The organism is Pseudomonas lundensis, from assembly GCF_001042985.1.
GTDB classification, from domain to species: Bacteria; Pseudomonadota; Gammaproteobacteria; order Pseudomonadales; family Pseudomonadaceae; genus Aquipseudomonas; species Aquipseudomonas lundensis.
Genome location: NZ_JYKY01000003.1, coordinates 135,804 through 151,620, shown reverse-complemented (window position 1 = coordinate 151,620; position 15,817 = coordinate 135,804). Strand labels below are relative to the sequence as shown.

The 15,817-nt window shown below is 57.4% G+C and carries 17 protein-coding genes and 1 pseudogene; 14 read left to right on the top strand and 4 right to left on the bottom strand.

The window, feature by feature from the left end; genetic code table 11:
• Positions 1-300 precede the first annotated feature (300 nt).
• Together TU74_RS03715 and argB are read left to right on the top strand one after the other, a co-directional pair.
• A pseudogene (locus TU74_RS03715) lies at positions 301-1,686 on the top strand (phosphomannomutase/phosphoglucomutase); the annotation flags it as partial.
• Between the two features lie 25 nt (positions 1,687-1,711).
• Positions 1,712-2,617, top strand: coding sequence for an acetylglutamate kinase (gene argB / locus TU74_RS03710; RefSeq protein WP_047278764.1), 906 nt, complete (start codon positions 1,712-1,714; stop codon positions 2,615-2,617).
• A 64-nt stretch (positions 2,618-2,681) separates the two neighbouring features.
• Here the strand turns inward: argB and pyrE are convergent, their stop codons facing one another.
• Positions 2,682-3,323: an orotate phosphoribosyltransferase gene (pyrE, locus tag TU74_RS03705; protein WP_048375160.1), complete on the bottom strand. Its 642-nt coding sequence runs from the start codon at positions 3,321-3,323 to the stop codon at positions 2,682-2,684.
• Positions 3,324-3,406: 83 nt separating this feature from the next.
• Here pyrE and TU74_RS03700 point away from each other — a divergent pair, with 83 nt between their 5' ends.
• Both TU74_RS03700 and TU74_RS03695 read left to right on the top strand, forming a co-directional pair.
• Entirely contained in the window at positions 3,407-4,186 is a 780-nt protein-coding gene (locus TU74_RS03700; RefSeq protein WP_048375158.1) for an exodeoxyribonuclease III, read from the top strand.
• 230 nt (positions 4,187-4,416) lie between these two features.
• Positions 4,417-4,620: a hypothetical protein gene (locus TU74_RS03695; protein ID WP_047278757.1), complete on the top strand. Its 204-nt coding sequence runs from the start codon at positions 4,417-4,419 to the stop codon at positions 4,618-4,620.
• 99 nt (positions 4,621-4,719) lie between these two features.
• Here the strand turns inward: TU74_RS03695 and TU74_RS03690 are convergent, their stop codons facing one another.
• Both TU74_RS03690 and rph read right to left on the bottom strand, forming a co-directional pair.
• Positions 4,720-5,094 carry a DUF4870 domain-containing protein gene (locus TU74_RS03690; RefSeq protein WP_047278755.1) on the bottom strand — a complete coding sequence of 125 codons (375 nt, stop codon included), beginning with the start codon at positions 5,092-5,094 and terminating at the stop codon, positions 4,720-4,722.
• Between the two features lie 32 nt (positions 5,095-5,126).
• The gene (rph, locus tag TU74_RS03685) at positions 5,127-5,849 is read right to left on the bottom strand and encodes a ribonuclease PH (RefSeq protein WP_047278753.1); all 723 of its coding nucleotides are present in this window, start codon (positions 5,847-5,849) and stop codon (positions 5,127-5,129) included.
• Positions 5,850-6,133: 284 nt separating this feature from the next.
• Between rph and TU74_RS03680 the strand changes: the two genes are divergently transcribed.
• The 6 genes from TU74_RS03680 to TU74_RS03655 all read left to right on the top strand — a co-directional run bounded on the left by TU74_RS03680 (position 6,134) and on the right by TU74_RS03655 (position 11,458).
• Complete coding sequence (locus tag TU74_RS03680; protein ID WP_047281549.1) at positions 6,134-6,997, top strand: YicC/YloC family endoribonuclease; 864 nt, start codon at positions 6,134-6,136, stop codon at positions 6,995-6,997.
• Between the two features lie 13 nt (positions 6,998-7,010).
• Positions 7,011-7,631 (top strand): guanylate kinase, encoded by a 621-nt coding sequence (gene gmk, locus TU74_RS03675; RefSeq protein WP_047278749.1) that lies wholly within the window; start codon positions 7,011-7,013, stop codon positions 7,629-7,631.
• 168 nt (positions 7,632-7,799) lie between these two features.
• Positions 7,800-8,063: a DNA-directed RNA polymerase subunit omega gene (rpoZ, locus tag TU74_RS03670; RefSeq protein ID WP_016782707.1), complete on the top strand. Its 264-nt coding sequence runs from the start codon at positions 7,800-7,802 to the stop codon at positions 8,061-8,063.
• A 60-nt stretch (positions 8,064-8,123) separates the two neighbouring features.
• Entirely contained in the window at positions 8,124-10,229 is a 2,106-nt protein-coding gene (gene spoT, locus TU74_RS03665) for a bifunctional GTP diphosphokinase/guanosine-3',5'-bis pyrophosphate 3'-pyrophosphohydrolase (protein ID WP_047278746.1), read from the top strand.
• Between the two features lie 34 nt (positions 10,230-10,263).
• On the top strand, positions 10,264-10,644 hold the full coding sequence (locus tag TU74_RS03660; protein ID WP_047279568.1) for a RidA family protein: 381 nt from the start codon (positions 10,264-10,266) through the stop codon (positions 10,642-10,644).
• A gap of 70 nt (positions 10,645-10,714) precedes the next feature.
• Complete coding sequence (locus TU74_RS03655; RefSeq protein ID WP_047279567.1) at positions 10,715-11,458, top strand: hypothetical protein; 744 nt, start codon at positions 10,715-10,717, stop codon at positions 11,456-11,458.
• A gap of 45 nt (positions 11,459-11,503) precedes the next feature.
• Here the strand turns inward: TU74_RS03655 and TU74_RS03650 are convergent, their stop codons facing one another.
• A complete protein-coding gene (locus TU74_RS03650; RefSeq protein ID WP_048375156.1) occupies positions 11,504-12,361 on the bottom strand; it encodes an NAD-dependent epimerase/dehydratase family protein in 858 nt (285 codons plus the stop codon).
• Positions 12,362-12,546: 185 nt separating this feature from the next.
• On the opposite strand from TU74_RS03650, the gene exbB reads away from it, so the two are divergent.
• From exbB to TU74_RS03630, 4 genes are all read left to right on the top strand, one after another.
• A complete protein-coding gene (gene exbB, locus TU74_RS03645; RefSeq protein ID WP_047296377.1) occupies positions 12,547-13,554 on the top strand; it encodes a tonB-system energizer ExbB in 1,008 nt (335 codons plus the stop codon).
• 6 nt (positions 13,555-13,560) lie between these two features.
• Complete coding sequence (exbD, locus tag TU74_RS03640; protein WP_047278735.1) at positions 13,561-13,986, top strand: TonB system transport protein ExbD; 426 nt, start codon at positions 13,561-13,563, stop codon at positions 13,984-13,986.
• Positions 13,983-14,732, top strand: a complete 750-nt coding sequence (locus TU74_RS03635) for a TonB family protein (RefSeq protein WP_047278733.1) — start codon at positions 13,983-13,985, stop codon at positions 14,730-14,732. The genes exbD and TU74_RS03635 overlap by 4 nt, the downstream gene beginning before the upstream one ends.
• Positions 14,733-14,893: 161 nt before the next feature.
• On the top strand, positions 14,894-15,814 hold the full coding sequence (locus tag TU74_RS03630; RefSeq protein ID WP_047278730.1) for a hydrogen peroxide-inducible genes activator: 921 nt from the start codon (positions 14,894-14,896) through the stop codon (positions 15,812-15,814).
• Positions 15,815-15,817: the final 3 nt, after the last annotated feature.

The following is a 15,817-nucleotide window of genomic DNA, read 5'->3' as shown; positions in this document are numbered from 1 at the left end:
CGGGCGCCCTGCCCGGCCTTAATTGATCGTGTGGTAATTCAGGATGAAGTTCGCGCCCGTAGTGTTCCCGTATTCATTACCTGAGCGGATGGCGGCCCTTTGCCACAAGGGCAATGATGCCAATTGGCCTCACGAACTCTCCCGTAAAAACGCCGTCCAACCCTGCAGTTTGCGTTCGATCGCTGACGGTGCGCTGACGTCGAAACGTCCGGCCACCGGGTCGGCATTTGTGTGCCTGAGAATTTCAGCGCATGCCCCAAATTCCCTGAAAGTGGAGTACACCTTGTAATGAGCAGCCCAACTTCGGTCGCCCCTGCATTCCCTGACAGCATTTTTCGTGCTTACGACATACGTGGCGTAGTTCCGGAGACGTTGACCGCTGAAACGGCCTACTGGATAGGTCGCGCAATTGGCGCTGAAAGCCTGGCCAAAGATGAGCCCAATGTGTCGGTCGGTCGTGATGGCCGTCTTTCTGGCCCAGAGTTGGTCGAGCGTTTGATTCAAGGTGTGGCTGACAGTGGCTGTCATGTCAGCGATGTGGGGCTGGTGCCGACACCCGCGTTGTATTACGCCGCCAACGTGTTGGCTGGCAAGTCCGGTGTGATGCTCACGGGTAGCCATAACCCTTCGAACTACAACGGGTTCAAAATCGTGATTGCGGGCGATACGTTGGCCAATGAGCAAATCCAGGCATTGCATACGCGCCTCAAGACCAACGATCTGACGTGGGGCGAAGGCAGCATCGCGAAAGTCGAGATTCTGGAGCAGTACGCGACGCAAATTACCCGTGACATCAAGCTTCAAAAGCGTCTGAAAGTGGTCGTTGATTGCGGTAACGGCGCGGCAGGCGTGATTGCCCCCCAATTGATCGAGGCCCTCAATTGCGAAGTCATCCCGTTGTTCTGCGAGGTGGACGGGCATTTCCCGAACCATCACCCGGACCCGGGCAAGCCGGAAAACCTTGTGGATTTGATCGCGAAGGTCAAGGAAGTCGGCGCTGATCTGGGCCTGGCCTTTGATGGTGATGGCGACCGTGTCGGCGTCGTAACCAATACCGGAACCATGGTCTTTCCAGATCGCCTGTTGATGCTGTTTGCCCAGGATGTGCTGGTACGTAACCCGGCCGCAGAGATCATTTTTGACGTCAAATGCACGCGCCGGCTGATTCCTCTGATCAAGGAATATGGCGGTCGCCCCTTGATGTGGAAGACCGGTCATTCGTTGATCAAAAAGAAAATGAAAGAGACGGGTGCATTGCTCGCGGGCGAAATGAGCGGCCACATCTTTTTCAAAGAGCGCTGGTACGGTTTTGATGACGGCATTTACAGTGCTGCGCGCCTGCTGGAAATCCTCAGTCACCGCCAAGAAAGCGCTGAAGAGGTATTTGCGGCATTCCCGAACGATATTTCTACGCCTGAGATCAATATCGATGTGACGGATGAGAGCAAATTCAGCATCATTAGCGCCCTGCACGATGCCCAATGGGGTGAGGCCGCCGAGTTGACCACCATTGATGGTGTGCGGGTCGATTACCCGCATGGCTGGGGCCTGGTTCGCGCATCCAACACCACGCCGGTGCTGGTGCTGCGATTTGAGGCGGATACCGAGGCCGAACTGCAACGTATCAAGGATGTTTTCCACGCCCAACTCAAGCGTGTGGCACCTGATCTCCAACTACCGTTTTGATCGACTTGTCCTACCGGAGCCCTGAATGACCCTCGAACGTGATGCCGCCTCCAACGTCGCCAAGGTTTTGTCCGAAGCGCTGCCCTACATTCGCCGCTATGTCGGCAAGACGCTGGTGATCAAATACGGCGGCAACGCAATGGAGAACGATGACCTGAAAACCGGTTTCGCCCGTGACATCGTGTTGATGAAGGCGGTCGGGATCAACCCGGTCGTCGTTCACGGTGGCGGCCCGCAAATCGGGGATCTGCTCAAGCGGCTCTCCATCGAGAGCCACTTCATCGATGGCATGCGTGTCACTGATGCGCAAACCATGGATGTGGTTGAAATGGTGCTGGGTGGGCAGGTCAACAAGGACATCGTGAACCTGATCAACCGCCACGGCGGCAGCGCCATTGGTTTGACCGGTAAGGACGCGGAGCTGATTCGCGCGAAAAAGCTGACAGTTACCCGTCAGACGCCGGAAATGACGTCGCCGGAAATCATCGACATTGGCCACGTGGGTGAGGTGGTCGGGATCAATACCGACTTGCTGCACATGCTGACCAATGGTGATTTCATCCCGGTGATCGCGCCGATTGGCGTGGGTGCCAATGGCGAGTCTTACAACATCAATGCGGATTTGGTTGCCGGCAAAGTGGCCGAAGCGTTGAAGGCTGAAAAGCTGATGTTGCTGACCAATATCGCGGGGTTGATGGACAAGCAGGGCAACGTCCTGACCGGGTTGACCACCTCTCAGGTGGATGACCTGATCGCTGACGGTACGATCTACGGCGGCATGCTGCCGAAGATTCGCTGCGCACTGGAAGCGGTGCAAGGCGGGGTGACCACGGCGCACATCGTGGATGGTCGTGTGCCGAATGCGGTCTTGCTGGAAATCTTCACCGACACGGGTGTCGGCACGCTGATTACCAACAGCAAAACTGTGTAAGCCGCGCCACATAAAAAGGCCTCGCCCGACGATCTCGGGCGAGGCCTTTTTTATGGGCGGCGGGTTAGATCCCGTACTGCGCCCGATAGGCTTCAACGGCCGGTAAATGCTGTTTGAGCGCTTCATCATCCGCCAGGAACTGCAAAACCTGGGTGAGAGAAACAATGCTGACGACAGGAATGCCGAAGTCGCGCTCGACCTCTTGAATGGCTGATAACTCGCCGTTGCCGCGTTCCTGCCGGTTAAGCGCGATCAATACACCGGCAGCCCGGGCGTCTTGAGCACCAATGATTTGCATCACTTCACGGATGGCAGTGCCAGCGGTGATCACGTCGTCGATGATCAGTACATTGCCTTCCAGTGGGGAGCCGACCAGACTGCCGCCTTCGCCATGGGCCTTGGCTTCTTTGCGGTTGAAGCACCATGGCATATCACGGTCATGATGCTCGGCCAGCGCCACGGCGGTGGTCGCTGCCAAAGGAATACCCTTGTAGGCCGGGCCAAACAGCACGTCGAAAGGGATGCCGCTGTCTACGATGGCGGCGGCATAGAAGCGTCCCAGCTGTGCCAGCGCAGAGCCCGTATTGAACAGGCCGGCATTGAAGAAGTATGGGCTGGTGCGCCCGGACTTCAGGGTGAACTCGCCGAAGCGCAAAACGCCGCGATCGATGGCAAAACGGATGAAATCGCGCTGATACGCTTGCATGAAAAAAGCCCCTGAATACCGCGGATTTAGCTAAATAGTAAGACGGCGTGTATCATACACGCACGTGATTTTTGGGGCCATTTATGCGGATCATCAGTGTGAACGTTAATGGTATTCAGACGGCAGTCGAGCGCGGTTTGCTCAGTTGGCTGCAAGCTCAGAATGCCGACGTTATTTGCCTGCAGGACACCCGCGCCTCCGCCTTTGAATTGGACGATCCGGCCTACCAGCTGGATGGCTACTTTCTTTATGCCTGCGAAGCTGAAGTCCCTGCCCAAGGTGGTGTGGCTTTGTACTCGCGGTTGCAGCCGAAAGCGGTCATTACTGGGCTCGGCTTCGAAACCGCCGATCGCTACGGGCGCTACCTGCAAGCCGATTTCGACAAGGTCAGCATCGCGACCTTGCTGCTTCCTTCGGGGCAGAACGGCGATGAAGACTTGAATCAAAAATTCAAGCTAATGGACGATTTCGCACGCTATCTGGATAAACAGCGTCGCAAGCGTCGCGAGTACATCTACTGCGGCTCGCTGTATGTGGCGCAGCAGAAACTTGACATTAAAAACTGGCGTGACAGCCAGCAGTCTCCCGGCTTTCTGGCGCCCGAACGTGCCTGGATGGACGAGATTTTCGGCAACATGGGCTATGTCGATGCCCTGCGTGAAGTCAGCCGTGAAGGCGATCAGTACAGCTGGTGGCCGGATAACGAACAGGCCGAGATGCTTAACCTCGGCTGGCGTTTCGACTATCAGTTGCTGACACCCGGCCTGCGCCGTTTTGTCCGTAGCGCTCGGATGCCGCGTCAGCCACGGTTCTCGCAGCACGCGCCCTTGATCGTGGACTACGACTGGACGCTGACTATCTAAGTGTTCGGTCGCTGTCAGAAGAATGCCCGTTTCGAGAGAAACGGGTTTTTTTTTGTCAAAAATACGAGAGGGGGTCGACTGATGGCCGGACCTGTCAGGGATTACATGGAGATACGTTTTGAGGGTGCCTTGCGGAAAAAACGATAAATATATACCGCGGAGTGAGCAGGCAAACCCTAGAGAATGGCGTGGTCCAGTAGGACATTTCATACATTTAAGGGATTAAAAAAATGAATAATGAACAAGTTTCCCAGCTCATCAGCCATTTGATTGGCACCCGTTACGTACCTAGCGTCAAAGCCTATATCAGCGAACTGACGGGCCGCACCCGTGTCGTCGGCGTCAACGAAGTGTCTACCAAAGAGTTCGACACTGACCGAATCAACATTAAAGCTGACGACAACAATTGCATTGTGTCCTTTCAGTTCGGTTGATAGCTGATACACGGCCAAACAAGCATTAAAAAACCCGCACCTTTCGGTGCGGGTTTTTTAATGGGAGCGAGGCAAATTCTGCTGAATGTGCTGGCACATTTACTTGATCGGCCGCCACGTGAATGGATAACGGTAAGCCACGCCATCATTGGCTTTGACCCCGGCGATCACCACCAGCACCACCGCCCCAATCAGCACCAGTCCAAGCAACGCGAAACCGATCAGGATAAACATCAGGACGTAACAAATGGCCGAAGCAATCGCTACCGTGATCTGAAAATTCAGCGCCTCTTTGCCTTGATCGTCGATGAACGGATCGCTTTCGCGCTTCATCTGCCACAGGATCAGTGGGCCGATCAGGCTGCCAAACGGAAACCACATTCCGAGGAACGCCGAGAAGTGACAAAACATGGCCCACTGCCGAGCTTCGCGGCTCGGGCCCGGCTCGGTTTTTGACAGGTCCAGCTCACTCATGGCGTTCTCCGAAGGGTTAACGAAAGGGGTTGTCAGTCTGCCAGTGCGGCGTGTTGCAGTGCAAAAATGTCAGTCATGCCTTTTTGAGCCAGTGCCAGCATGGCGTTCAGCTCGTCTGGCTGGAACGGCGCACCTTCGGCGGTGCCCTGCACTTCTATGAAGCCACCGGTGCTGGTCATTACGACATTGAGGTCGGTTTCGGCAGCCGAGTCTTCAGGGTAGTCGAGGTCAAGCACGGGCTCGCCCTGATACATGCCAACCGATACCGCGGCGATCATTTGTTTGATCGGGTCGCCGCTCTTAAGGCCGCCACGTTTTTTGATCACTTTCAGCGCGTCGACCAGGGCAACCATGGCGCCAGTAATCGAAGCGGTACGGGTGCCGCCGTCTGCCTGAATCACATCGCAGTCGACATAAAGAGTGATATCACCCAGTTTGGACATGTCCAGTGCCGCGCGCAGGGAGCGACCGATCAAGCGCTGGATTTCCAGGGTGCGGCCACCTTGTTTGCCACGGCTGGCTTCACGCTGGTTACGGTCGCCCGTAGCGCGCGGCAGCATGCCGTACTCTGCGGTCAACCAGCCCTGGCCCTGACCTTTGAGAAAGCGTGGAACGCCGTTCTCGACGCTGACGGTGCAAATGACTTTGGTGTCACCGAACTCGACCAGTACAGAACCCTCTGCGTGTTTGGTGTAGTTGCGGGTGATGCGGATCGGACGGAGCTGATCGGCAACGCGACCACTTGGACGTTTCATGTGGGATACCTGTACGGGACGGAAAACTGGCGAGCATTATAAAGGCCATAGACCGGCAGGGTCACATCTAAAACCTCCCTGCGGTGTGTAGGAGGCAACCGTTTAGGCTTTCAGTTACAGCAATTGAAGACGAATCAGCACAACGTGCAGCGTTTCAATGACCGGCGGGTGATGACGACGTGAGTTTTGCGACAGACGTCATTTGGGGGCATCCCCCGCTCTGCGCTACAATCCGCCGCCTTAATGGCCACTTGGCTTAATTCATCAGACCGCGAGGTACCTCCATGGTGCATAGCATGACCGCCTTTGCCCGCGTCGAAAGCGCTGGCACTCAAGGCACCCTTAGTTGGGAGCTGCGTTCGGTCAACAGCCGCTACCTGGAGCCGCATCTGCGTCTGCCCGAGTCTTTTCGGGATCTGGAAGGCGCAGTGCGCGAAGCGCTGCGTCAGGGCATTTCGCGGGGCAAACTGGAATGCACGTTGCGTTTCACTGAGGAAACCACGGGCAAGCCGTTGCAGGTTGATCGTGAGCGCGCCGCGCAACTGGTTGCGGCTGCAGAGACTATCGCCAGTCTGATTAAACAACCCGCTGCGCTGAACCCTTTGGAGGTCCTGGCCTGGCCTGGCGTCCTGGTGGCCGATGCGACTGATCCGCAAGCACTGAATTCGCAGGCACTGGCTTTGTTCAAGCAAGGTCTGCAAGAGCTCAAGCAGGGTCGTGAGCGCGAAGGCGCCGAGCTGGCACGGCTGATCAGTGATCGTCTGACCGCCATCGAAAGCGATGTTGAAACCCTGCGTGAGCTCGTGCCGCAGATGCTGGCAACCCAGCGTCAAAAAGTACTCGACCGTTTTGCTGACATGAAGGCTGAGATGGACCCCCAGCGCCTTGAGCAGGAAATGGTCATGCTGGCGCAAAAAAGTGACGTGGCCGAAGAGCTTGACCGTTTGAGTACCCACCTCCTTGAGGTGCGGCGTGTGCTCAAGTCCGGTGGTGCCGCGGGCCGGCGCCTGGATTTTCTGATGCAAGAGCTTAATCGTGAAGCCAATACACTGGGCTCCAAGGCTTTTGATCCCCGCAGCACGCAAGCAGCGGTCAACCTCAAAGTGTTGATCGAGCAGATGCGTGAACAAGTACAGAATATTGAGTAAGGCTTCCCCTGACATGACCCACAGTACTGGCACCCTTTACATCGTTTCTGCACCTTCGGGCGCAGGAAAAACCAGCTTGGTGAAGGCGTTGATCGACCTTGAGCCGCAAATCCGCGTCTCGGTTTCGCACACCACGCGGGCGATGCGTCCGGGTGAAGTCGACGGCGTGAACTACCACTTCGTCGAGCGCGAAGAATTCGTGAAAATGATCGAGCACGGCGACTTTCTTGAGCGCGCAGAAGTGTTCGGCAACCTCTATGGCACGTCCCAAAGCCATTTGCAGCAGACGCTGGATGAAGGTCACGACCTGATTCTGGAAATCGACTGGCAGGGTGCCGAACAAGTGCGCAAGTTGATGCCGCAGGCGCGTTCGATCTTTATCCTGCCGCCCAGCCAGCAAGCATTGCGTGAGCGTCTGGACAATCGCGGGCAGGACAGCGATGAAATCATTGACGGCCGCATGCGCGAAGCGGTGAGTGAAATGAGTCACTACGTCGACTATGACTACCTCATCATCAATGATGACTTTGCGCTGGCGCTGGAGGATTTGAAGGCTATTTTCCGTGCCAATCGCCTCCAGCAGAAGCGTCAGCAGCAGCGTTATGGCAAATTACTGGCCGAACTGCTCGGCTAAAGGGCTCTTCCCAAAACCCCTGTAAGGCCGTTACATTGGCGCTTACAGACGGTTTTGGGAGAGCGCTCGAAAAATCAGCGCTTCCCTAATGGCTGGTGATTTTTTAAACTGTTCAGTCCGCTCGCCCATCCGGGCAGCGCGCATATTGCATTTGCTACGAGGAAGACCATGGCCCGCGTAACCGTTGAAGACTGTCTAGAACACGTGGATAACCGCTTTGAGCTGGTCATGCTGTCTACCAAGCGTGCCCGCCAACTGGCCACCGGTGGTAAAGAGCCGCTGGTTCAGTGGGAAAACGACAAGCCTACTGTTGTAGCCCTGCGTGAAATCGCTGAAGGCCTGATGAGCTACGAGTTTATCGCCAACGCTGAAATCGTCGAAGACGAACCGCTGTTTGCAGCGTTCGAGGACGAGTCCAACGAGGCGAACTAAGCCTATGCCCGGTCGACGTAGCACGGCGAAGGGTACACAGTTTTGGCAGGAGGCTTACTCTTGCCGAGCATAGACGCCCTCGCCGATCGCTTGTCGGCGTACCTCGGCCCGGACCAGGTCAATCTGGTCCGCCGAGCGTACTACTACGCAGAACAAGCCCACGACGGCCAACGCCGCCGTAGCGGCGAACCGTATGTCACGCATCCGCTGGCAGTCGCGAATATCCTTGCCGACATGCACATGGATCATCAAAGCCTGATGGCGGCGATGCTGCATGACGTCATCGAAGACACCGGTATTGCCAAAGAGGCGCTCGTCGCGCAGTTCGGCGAAACCGTGGCAGAACTGGTTGATGGTGTCAGCAAGCTGACCCAGATGAACTTCGAAACCAAAGCCGAAGCCCAAGCCGAAAACTTCCAGAAAATGGCCATGGCCATGGCGCGGGACATTCGCGTGATTCTGGTCAAACTGGCTGACCGTCTGCACAACATGCGTACCCTCGAAGTGTTGTCCGGCGAGAAACGCCGGCGGATTGCCAAGGAAACCCTGGAAATCTACGCACCCATTGCCAACCGGCTGGGCATGCACAACATTCGAATCGAATTCGAAGACCTCGGTTTCAAGGCGATGTACCCGATGCGTTCGGCGCGCATCTATCAGGCCGTCAAGCGTGCCCGGGGCAATCGCAAGGAAATCGTCAACAAGATCGAAGAGTCGCTGAGCCACTGCCTGGCCGTTGACGGCATTCAGGGCGAAGTCAGTGGTCGCCAGAAACACATCTACGGCATCTACAAGAAGATGCGCGGCAAGCGTCGGGCGTTCAACGAGATCATGGACGTTTACGCGTTCCGCATCATCGTTGATAAGGTCGATACCTGTTATCGCGTGTTGGGCGCTGTACATAATTTGTACAAGCCGCTGCCGGGGCGCTTCAAAGATTACATTGCCATTCCCAAAGCCAACGGCTATCAGTCGCTGCATACCACGCTGTTCGGCATGCATGGTGTACCGATCGAGATCCAGATCCGTACCCGTGAAATGGAAGAAATGGCCAACAACGGTATTGCCGCCCACTGGTTGTACAAATCCAGTGGCGACGAGCAACACACCGGCACCCATGCCCGTGCACGGCAATGGGTCAAAGGCGTGCTTGAAATGCAACAGCGCGCAGGCAACTCCCTCGAATTCATTGAAAGCGTGAAAATCGACCTGTTCCCGGACGAGGTTTACGTATTCACCCCCAAAGGCCGGATCATGGAGCTGCCAAAAGGCTCCACGGCGGTCGACTTTGCGTATGCGGTACACACTGACGTGGGCAACAGTTGCATTGCCTGTCGGATCAACCGTCGTCTTGCGCCGCTGTCCGAACCGCTGCAAAGCGGCTCTACGGTCGAGATTGTCAGTGCCCCCGGCGCCCGCCCGAATCCGGCGTGGCTTAATTTTGTGGTGACAGGCAAAGCCCGCACCCACATCCGTCACGCCCTCAAGTTGCAGCGTCGTTCCGAGTCGGTGAACCTCGGCGAGCGGCTGCTCAACAAGGTGCTCAACGGGTTCAACAGCTCGCTGGACAAAATCCCGGCCGAGCGTGTGCAGGCGATGCTCAACGAATATCGCCTGGAACAGATCGAAGACTTGCTCGAAGACATCGGTCTGGGCAATCGCATGGCTTACGTCGTCGCCCGCCGCCTGATGGGCGAAGGTGAGCAGTTGCCAAGCCCGGAAGGGCCACTGGCCATCCGTGGCACCGAGGGGTTGGTGCTCAGCTACGCCAAGTGCTGTACGCCTATTCCGGGCGACCCGATCGTGGGTCATTTGTCCGCGGGCAAAGGCATGGTTGTGCACTTGGACAACTGCCGCAATATCAGCGAAATCCGCCACAACCCTGAGAAGTGCATCCAGTTGGCATGGGCCAAGGATGTAACGGGCGAATTCAACGTCGAATTGCGCGTCGAGCTGGAGCACCAGCGCGGTTTGATCGCGCTGCTGGCCAGTAGCGTGAACGCCGCCGACGGCAACATTGAAAAGATCAGCATGGACGAACGCGATGGTCGAATCAGCGTGGTCCAACTGGTGGTCAGCGTGCACGATCGCGTGCACCTGGCTCGCGTGATCAAAAAACTGCGTGCCCTTACCGGGGTTATCCGCATCACTCGGATGCGTGCATAGGCCGTCTACCTGCGGCCATTACAAGGAGTCAATCATGACCAAGACTGTTATCACCAGCGACAAGGCACCTGCGGCCATCGGTACTTATTCCCAGGCGATCAAAGCTGGCAATACCGTCTACATGTCCGGTCAAATCCCGCTGGACCCAAACACCATGGAGCTGGTTGAAGGCTTCGAAGCCCAGACCATCCAAGTGTTTGAAAACCTGAAGTCGGTGGCCGAAGCAGCAGGCGGTTCGTTCAAGGATATCGTCAAGCTGAACATCTTCCTGACTGACTTGAGCCACTTCGCCAAGGTCAACGAGATCATGGGCACGTACTTCGAACAACCTTACCCGGCTCGTGCAGCCATTGGGGTTGCAGCCCTGCCAAAGGGTTCGCAGGTTGAGATGGATGCCATTCTGGTTATCGAGTAATGCCCCTCGGCGCAGCGTCCTCATGCTGCGCCAACTCCCCCGCTTTTCCCCGTTTTAAAAGGATTCCACCATGCGCAAAGCGCTAGCCTTGTCACTGCTCACCGTTTTTCTGGGTGGCTGTGCCAACGAACCCGCCCACCGCGATGTCAGTGGTATCTGGATCAACCAGGCTGCGATTGATGCAGCTGCCCAAGGTGGCAACCTGCGTGAAGCGTTGCTGACTTACGGTCCCAACCTTGAGTGGGACATTGACACCCAGCGTGCTCAAGCCCGCTACACCAATGGTTTCGAGCGTGTCGAAGGCAAATTGCAGCCCGAAGACAAGGGTGTGTGGCAGGTTAATTTTTATGGCAGCGCGGCAACGGCCTTGAGTGTGGAGGGCGATGAACTCATCCAGGCTGCGGCTGACGCCGACCCTCAGCAATCTTTCGTACGGTCACGCGTCAATGTGATGGCCGATGACCCGCTTGGAACCAGCTTCGAAAAAGCGCTCAAAGCAGCTTACCTGGGTGGCCCGTGGCGCATTCAGAGCGGCACTGGGCAAGGTGGTACGGTGACGTTTTCACCGGGTGGCCAGCTCACGGGGTTGCCGGGCATGAATGCCTACGCGCTGTGTCTGGCGGGCGATTGTGCGTCGATGAGCGGTGAGTACGACAGCCTGTGGCTGCAGCAGGGTGATGCGGGTGCCGCTCACATTTTCGTGCGTAAAGGTAAGCAGCTCGAAATCTTTGAAGCGCTGGATGCATCGCAACCTGACGAAATGCCTCAGTTGTATCCGGGCAAGCGTGAATGGGTGCTTGAGAAACAGAGTTAAGCGTGCGCGGGAGCTTGATTAACAGCTCCCGCCCTCCTCTCTGAATTAAGACTGCCCTGCCAGAATTGCCGCATAACCTTCACGGTAGCTCGGGTAGCGCGGTTCCCAGCCCAATGCCCTGGCCCGCGCGTTGCTGCACCGCTTGCTACCTGCGCGTCGCACGCTAGCTTCGTCGCTCCATTGTGTGACGCCCAACTGCCCGCGCAGCCAGTCGACCACATCTGCCAGCGGTGCAGGCTCGTTGTCGACACCGATGTAACAATCGTCCAGCTTTTTGCCCTGCCGGTGCGCTTCTAACAGAAAGGCCAGCAACCCGCCCGCATCGTCCGCATGAATGCGATTGCCATACAGCGGCGGATCACGCTCTACGCGATAGCCTTTGCGCACTTGCCCCAGCAGCCACTCCCGGCCCGGTCCATAAATGCCGGTCAGGCGTACAACGCTGGCGGGGATGCCGCTGTTCAACGCGAGCTGTTCGGCGTCGAGCATGATGCGGCCTGAATACCGGGTGGCTTCGGCCGGGGAGTTCTCATCGACCCATTCCCCGCTTTGCTGCACATACACACCGCTGCTGGAGACAAACAACAAGTGCTTGGGGTGCTGGTTGTGCTGTTTCAGCCAGCTCAACGCGTGGGTGAGGGCTTGCACATACGCCGCTTGATAGCCCGCTTCGTCATGCTCGGTCGCGGCAACGCTATAGACGACGTAATCAATCTGTTCAGTGGGCCATTGGGCCGGGCACTGCGCGTTGAACAGATCAGCGGGAACGCCGATCACCCCCTTGGGCAGTCGATCAACGGAGCGTCGCAATCCGTACACCTTCCAGTCGGCATCCATCAGTTGGGCAGCAAGTCGGCTTCCGACATCGCCACAGCCGACGATCAAAACAGCGCCTTTGGTCATCTCAAACTCCTAAAGAAAAGCAACAAAGCGGCACGAAAAGGTCAGACGTTGGTCGTGACACTGGAAAAAAACAGGTGCTATTGCTTTTGTTAACAAGAATTACTTGCAATAATAACGCATCATTTGTCCTTGGTCTTACACGCGTTGTAGGGCAAAACCCTAATACTTTCTCAGGTCCGGCTAGCATGACACGCAATCATTCCACCGCTTCGCCAACCCAGCCGTTGAGCCCGACACGTCTTTGGCGTGGAGTGGCGGCGCTGATGTTCAGCCTGTTACTTGCTCCTGCTGCGGCGTTTGCCGATGAGCCAACGACGCCTGCCACCCAGCCTGCTGCCGTCGCGCCTGCTCCGGCGGATGCGGCAGCTCCTGCCACGCCTCCTGTTGCCACTCCTGACGCTACTGCGCCGGCCAATGCTGCTGACGGTGCTGCGGTGCCCGCTGAAGACGCACAACAAATCGTCGCCGAAGAAGGCAACAGCCTGGGCATGGCCCACGACCTGTCGCCTTGGGGCATGTATAAAAATGCCGACATCATCGTCAAAATTGTGATGATCGGTCTGGCTATTGCTTCGATCATTACCTGGACCATCTGGATTGCCAAAGGGTTTGAAGTGCTGGGCGCCAAGCGTCGCCTGCGTACCGAAATCGCCAACCTGAAAAAGGCCCGCACCCTTAAGGAAGCCAGCGAGTCGGCCGCCAAAGAAGGCACCCTTGCTCACCTGCTAGTGCAAGACGCTCTCGAAGAGATGCGTTTGTCGGCAAACAGCCGTGAAAAAGAAGGCATCAAGGAGCGTGTGAGCTTCCGCCTGGAGCGCCTGGTTGCGGCATGTGGCCGTAACATGAGCAGCGGCACAGGTGTATTGGCCACCATCGGTTCGACTGCCCCGTTTGTCGGCCTGTTCGGGACCGTGTGGGGCATCATGAACAGCTTCATCGGCATCGCTAAAACGCAAACCACCAACCTGGCTGTTGTTGCGCCCGGTATTGCCGAAGCCCTTCTGGCGACGGCTTTGGGCCTGGTTGCAGCGATCCCGGCGGTCGTGATTTACAACGTCTTTGCCCGCTCGATCACCGGCTACAAGGCCCAGGTGGCAGACGCGTCGGCCGAGGTGTTGTTGCTGGTCAGCCGTGACCTCGATCACCTGCCGCCTGAGCGCAGCTCGCAACCGCACATGGTGAAAGTGGGGTAATCGGCCATGGGCCTGCATTTAAAAGAAGGCGCAGACGATCTCGCCGAGAACCATGAAATCAACGTCACGCCCTTCATTGACGTGATGTTGGTGCTGCTGATCATCTTCATGGTGGCCGCTCCGCTGGCCACTGTGGACATCAAAGTGGACCTGCCCGCTTCGACGGCCAAGCCTGCGCCTCGTCCCGAGAAGCCGGTGTTTCTGAGCGTCAAGGCTGACCAGCGTCTGTTCCTGGGCGAAGAGCCGGTATCGGTCGAAGCGCTGGGCCCGACCCTGGATGCCCGCACGCACAACAACAAGGACACGACGATCTTCTTCCAGGCCGATAAAGGCGTGGATTACGGTGACTTGATGAGCGTAATGGATGCATTGCGCGCAGCCGGTTACTTGAAGGTGGGTCTGGTCGGACTTGAGACGGCAGCCAAGAAATGAGCATGACGCGCCAAAAGATGACGCGTTACGGAATCAGCCTGGCCGTGGTATTGGGCGTCCATGCAGTGGCGGTTATCCTCGCCCTGCAATGGTCTAACCCGCGCGCGATCGAACTGCCGCCTCAGGCGATGATGATCGATCTCGCGCCACTGCCGGCACCGCCTCCTCCTGCGCCGCCGAAAGTGGTGACCCCACCACAGCCGCCGGCACCGGTAGAAGAGTTGCCGATCCCCAAGCTGGCCGAAGCGCCCAAGCCGAAGATTTCCGTTCCTAAACCGGTCAAGCCCAAGCAGAAGCCGCAGCCTCCCAAGCCTGTGGAAAAGAAGCAGGAGCCGGTCAAAGAGAAACCTTCTGAAGAAAAACCGAGCGATGCGACGCCTACCAAGGCGCCAAGCGAGAAGTCAGCCGCACCGGTCCAAGGGCCGTCGGCACAACAGTTGGCGGCGAAGGCCAGTTGGGAAGGCGCCTTGCTGGCTCACCTGGGCAAGTACAAAAAGTACCCGGCGGCTGCTCAGTCGCGTGGCAAGGAAGGCCTGAACCGGCTGCGCTTCGTAGTCGATGCCGAGGGCAAGGTGCTGTCCTATGAGTTGGTAGGACGCTCGGGCAACGCCGATCTGGACCGGGCCACCCTGGAAATGATCCGCCGGGCACAGCCGCTGCCCAAGCCTCCGGCAGACATGCTGACCAACGGCAGCATCGAAATTGTGGCGCCTTTCGTTTATTCGATCGATAAACGTAGGCGCTAATATCAGAAAGGGCACCGCGAGGTGCCCTTTTTGCGTCTGCTAGCGCAAGAAAACAGCTCAGGCACTGATTAGCGACTGTAGCTACGTGGGTAATGTCTGATAACGTGCGTCTATCGATTGCAGCCGTTATGCTTTGGCCCGCAACCACATGGACGCCCGCTATGACTCTTACAGAATTGCGTTACATCGTTACTCTTGCCCAAGAGCAACATTTCGGCCATGCGGCTGAGCGTTGCCACGTCAGCCAACCGACCCTCTCGGTGGGCGTGAAAAAACTGGAAGACGAACTCGGTGTGCTGATTTTTGAGCGCAGCAAAAGCGCCGTGCGACTCACGCCCGTGGGTGAAGGCATTGTGGCCCAGGCCCAAAAAGTACTGGAGCAGGCGCAAGGCATTCGCGAGCTGGCCCAGGCGGGTAAAAACCAGCTGACTGCCCCGCTCAAGGTCGGCGCGATCTACACCGTTGGCCCCTATCTGTTTCCGCACCTGATCCCGCAACTGCACCGGGTCGCCCCGCAGATGCCGTTGTACATCGAAGAAAACTTCACGCATGTGCTGCGCGACAAACTGCGCAACGGCGAACTGGACGCGATCATCATCGCCCTGCCGTTCCAGGAAGCGGACGTGCTGACCTTGCCGCTCTACGACGAGCCGTTCTACGTGCTGATGCCGAGCGAACACCCGTGGACCAAAAAAGAAACCATCGACGCCAGCCTGCTGAACGACAAGAGCTTGTTGTTGCTGGGTGAAGGCCATTGCTTCCGCGATCAGGTGCTTGAAGCGTGCCCGACCCTGACCAAAGGCAATGACGGCGCCAAGCACACCACGGTGGAATCCAGCTCGCTCGAAACCATTCGCCACATGGTGGCCTCCGGTTTGGGGATTTCGATCCTGCCGCTGTCGGCGGTAGACAGCCATCACTATTCCCCCGGCGTGCTGGCGGTACGTCCACTGACGCCGCCCGTGCCATTTCGGACGGTTGCGATTGCATGGCGCGCCAGTTTCCCGCGGCCCAAAGCCATTGAGATCCTCGCTGATTCGATTCGCCTGTGCTCGGTGGCCAAGCCGCCCGCGGCGACATAAGTG